At 45.9% G+C, this 3,689-nt stretch carries 4 protein-coding genes and 1 pseudogene; all 5 read left to right on the forward strand.

From position 1 onward, the window contains the following. Window positions 1-246: 246 nt before the first annotated feature. Window positions 247-717 (forward strand): annotated as a pseudogene (locus DSOL_RS29345) (DUF6431 domain-containing protein); the annotation flags it as partial. Window positions 718-767: 50 nt separating this feature from the next. Next, complete coding sequence (locus DSOL_RS25590; protein WP_075367525.1) at window positions 768-2,120, forward strand: DDE-type integrase/transposase/recombinase; 1,353 nt, start codon at window positions 768-770, stop codon at window positions 2,118-2,120. Beyond that, window positions 2,113-2,913, forward strand: coding sequence for an ExeA family protein (locus tag DSOL_RS25595; protein WP_075367522.1), 801 nt, complete (start codon window positions 2,113-2,115; stop codon window positions 2,911-2,913). The genes DSOL_RS25590 and DSOL_RS25595 overlap by 8 nt, the downstream gene beginning before the upstream one ends. Further along, entirely contained in the window at window positions 2,910-3,161 is a 252-nt protein-coding gene (locus DSOL_RS25600; protein ID WP_075367523.1) for a hypothetical protein, read from the forward strand. Before DSOL_RS25595 ends, DSOL_RS25600 begins: the two co-directional genes overlap by 4 nt. 121 nt (window positions 3,162-3,282) lie before the next feature. Then, the gene (locus DSOL_RS25605; protein ID WP_075367524.1) at window positions 3,283-3,468 is read left to right on the forward strand and encodes a hypothetical protein; all 186 of its coding nucleotides are present in this window, start codon (window positions 3,283-3,285) and stop codon (window positions 3,466-3,468) included. The last annotated feature ends 221 nt before the right edge of the window (window positions 3,469-3,689 follow it).

Consider the following 3,689-nt stretch of genomic DNA (forward strand, 5'->3'; position numbering starts at 1 on the left):
GTTTGCGCTAGCGCAAACAGGCCAAAAGCTGACGGGATTGCCTGACCGAAAATTGCCAGATATAATGACCATATCATAGTAAAGGAAAAAGATGTCTCCATATGACGTGATCCTGCTCTAACAGGTTCACCGGAGACATCCCACAAAAAACTTCATGGTTATTGTATCAAATTATGCTCTCATTGAAAACCCACAAACTGGTTCTTTTTTGTTCGGTGTGCAGAATCCGTCCCTTGTCCTTGTTGCGGTGATCAACTCATCGTTATTGGGAGTCGGCAAAGAAAATCTAAAAATAGTGATGGGCAAACCAAGGTGTTAATCATTCGCAGACTTCGTTGTGTACATTGCAGACGAATTCATCATGAACTCCCTTCTTGTCTGGTGCCGTACCAACGCTATGAATCTTCCTGTATTGAAAGCGTCGTCTTAAAGGACTCAAAATCCTCGGACATCGCGGCCGATGAATCCACCTTGTATCGCATGCGAATGTGGTTCAACGCACTGCTTCCTTACCTGATCGGCTGTTTAAATGCCATAGCAAACCGCTTAGGACAAGCCCTTGTGGAGGAGCCATCCGTCTCTCCACAATCTGCACACCAAAGAATCGGATGTTACGTTGGGAATGAGCCCGGGTGGCTGGCGAGAATTGTCCGACCCATTGCTAATTTTAATTTATGGGTACATACCCGTTCTGCATTTTTGTCCGCAAACACCTGAGGTAGACTTAAAAACAAAGGAAGTTTACCATGAAAGGAAGGTGTTTTCGGTTGAAGAATCAGAAAAAAGCCGAAGAAATTGCGGTCGAACGAGTCCAACTCTTATCTCCACTCCTTGTAGAAGGGCTCGATCCGGCCAAAATGCGAGAAATTAAGGCACACCTATGTGAAACATATGGTGTGTCTGATCGCACGTTGCGTCGCTATCTGGAAAAATATCGTCAAAGTGGGTTTGTTGGCTTAAAACCTCAAGGGAAAGGTCGAAAAGCCATGGAAAGTATTCCTCCTGAATTACTTGAACAGGCGATCTTGTTACGGAGGGAGGTCCCAGGTCGTAGCGTTGCTCAGATCATTCAGATTTTGGAGTGGGAAGGAAAAGCACACGTCGGAGAACTCAAACGCAGTACACTCCAGGAACACCTCGCAAAACGAGGTTACAGCACTCGCCAAATGCGGATGTATGCCGATTCTAGTAGTGCAGCTCGACGCTTTCAGCGGCGACATCGCAATCAATTGGTTCAGTCGGACATAAAATTTGGGCCTTATCTTCCCATAGGTCCGAATGGCTCTAAAAAACAAGTGTATTTAGTTTGTTTCATCGATGACGCTACAAGATATGTACTTCATGCCGCCTTCTATCCGACCCTCGATCAGATCATCGTTGAGGATTGTTTTCGGATGGCCATTCAGAAGTGTGGTTTGATGGAAGCCGTATTTTTCGACAACGGTAAGCAATATCGCACGAAATGGATGAAACGAACCTGTTCCAAACTGGGCATCCGCTTGCTTTATGCTCGTCCGTATGCCGCAGCCTCGAAAGGCAAGGTGGAAAAATGGAACCAATTAGTCGACGCTTTCCTAAGCGAAGTCGTCGTTGAAAAGCCAAAGACTCTCGATCGGCTCAACGAATTATTCCAAGTATGGCTCAGTGAATGCTATCAGTTTAAACCGCACTCTGCTTTGGACAAGAACATGAGTCCAGAGATGGCTTATCGCAGCGATAAAAAACCCCTTCGGTTCGCAGATCCAGAAGTCCTAGCCAATGCCTTTTTGCATAGTGAACCTCGTAAAGTGGATAAGTCTGGTTGCATCCACTTTATGGGGAAACTTTATGAAGTAGGTCTTCCGTTCTTGGGATGTAAGGTCGATGTCATCTACGATCCAGCCGACATCAGTGAACTAACGATTGAATACGAGGGGCACTCCCCGTGGAAAGCTCATGAACTTGTGATCGGGGAGCGTGTTGGCAAGCGTCCGGCCTTGCCGGAGCGCATGCAACCACAAAAAGTCGAGTCTTCGAGGCTACTCGGAGCTGCCGAGGAGAAAAATCGACAACGTCGTGAGCGTCAGACACCAGCCCTATCCTTCCGTGCAGTTCATAAGGAGGGGTCGAGTGATGTTTGAAACCTTTTACGGACTCAGTCAAACGCCGTTTTCACGAGACATTCCCACGAGCCAGCTCTATGAGTCGGTCTTGTTGGAAGAGACGCTCGGACGACTTGAGTATGCTGCCGAAAGAAGATGGTTCGCCGTTGTCACAGGAGACTGTGGGACAGGGAAAACCACCACTATTCGTCGCTATGCCCATACTCTGAACCCATCAAAGTTCAAAGTACTCTATCTATCGGACTCCAAGCTCACACCAAGGCACTTCTACAAAGGGCTCTTGGAACAACTCGGCTTTGAATCGAAGTTTTATCGCGGAGACGCCAAACGTCAGTTACATCGAGAAATTGAACTGATGCGGGGAATTCAGCATCTTCTGCCCGTCGTGGTCGTAGATGAGGCTCATCTTTTAGACCGGGAAATGCTTGAAGAAGTTCGCTTTCTGCTCAATATGAAGATGGATGCTGAGAGTCCCATGGCACTTATTCTCGTCGGACAGAGCGAACTGTGGGATCGCCTACAACTCCAGGCTTATGCTGCGATTCGTCAGCGGATTGACTTACAATGCAAGCTGACGCACTTTGACCGTTCGGAAGCCGAGGCCTATATACAACGCCATTTAACGTATGCTGGTGCAACCCAGGATATTTTTTCAGAGGCGGCGTTGGATGATATTTACCGTTTCTCTAGCGGTGCGGCACGGCTCATTAATAAAGTCTGCACGCATTGCTTGATGTATGGCTCCCAAAATGGTCACCGAATTATTGATGATCGCATGGTCAAACGGGTGATTGAGGGGGAATTGTCATGAAGGGATTGGATGAATACTTTTTAAAGACAGGGTTTTATGATCTTCTTCCTCAAGCCACACAATTAGCTGAAGAGCTTGGCTACGATCAAAGCGAGATGATGGAAGCCATCTGTAAAGTGAGCGATAAATATTACCAGTACCCACCCACAAGAAATAGAACGGCTTGGTTCAAGAGGGTCTTCATGGAAAAGTTAGCTGAAGCTAGGGCGGATATTTTGGCCTTTAGGTTAAAGGATGCAAAAGGATAACCTTATGAAAATGAGCAAAATGGAGATATATGAACAAGAGAATTACCACAGAATTGGTTCATATGTGTGTTGCTATGGTGCTTAAAGTATCGTCCTTTGCACCAGAATGAGGAGGGAAAAAATGCCGAGGCAGTCTATTGAACTACCCAAGGCCATCAAAGAAGGCCTTGATAAAATGGCTTTGACCTTTGGAATGTCGCAAAATGCTCTGATTAACCTTGCTGTCACCACGATGGTTGTAAAATACGACGCAGAAGGAACGAGAATCTTCTTTGATTTAATTTCTCCACCAACCAAAAGAAAATAGCACATTGATGTTCCTGCGAAAGTAGGACATGCTTTAGTAAAAAAGCTATCATATTTAACTAAAGTAATAACGACGGACGGACTGACAGACAGACGGATATTAACCAGTTGATAAACTAGATAATATCCGTCCTACATTAACCTCTATATTGGTCAGCCTGTCTGTCAACACCTAGACAATTTACGACGTCAATCTGTGGATATCCAAAGGCGTCAGTAACA

The organism is Desulfosporosinus metallidurans (assembly GCF_001936615.1).
Lineage (GTDB): Bacteria > Bacillota > Desulfitobacteriia > Desulfitobacteriales > Desulfitobacteriaceae > Desulfosporosinus > Desulfosporosinus metallidurans.

What these genes read in the sequence shown, in the direction of transcription:
- DSOL_RS25595 (WP_075367522.1), top strand. Translation starts at nt 2,113, where the DNA reads ATGTTTGAAACCTTTTACGGACTCAGTCAAACGCCGTTTTCACGAGAC.
- DSOL_RS25600 (WP_075367523.1), top strand. Translation starts at nt 2,910, where the DNA reads ATGAAGGGATTGGATGAATACTTTTTAAAGACAGGGTTTTATGATCTT.
- DSOL_RS25605 (WP_075367524.1), top strand. Translation starts at nt 3,283, where the DNA reads ATGCCGAGGCAGTCTATTGAACTACCCAAGGCCATCAAAGAAGGCCTT.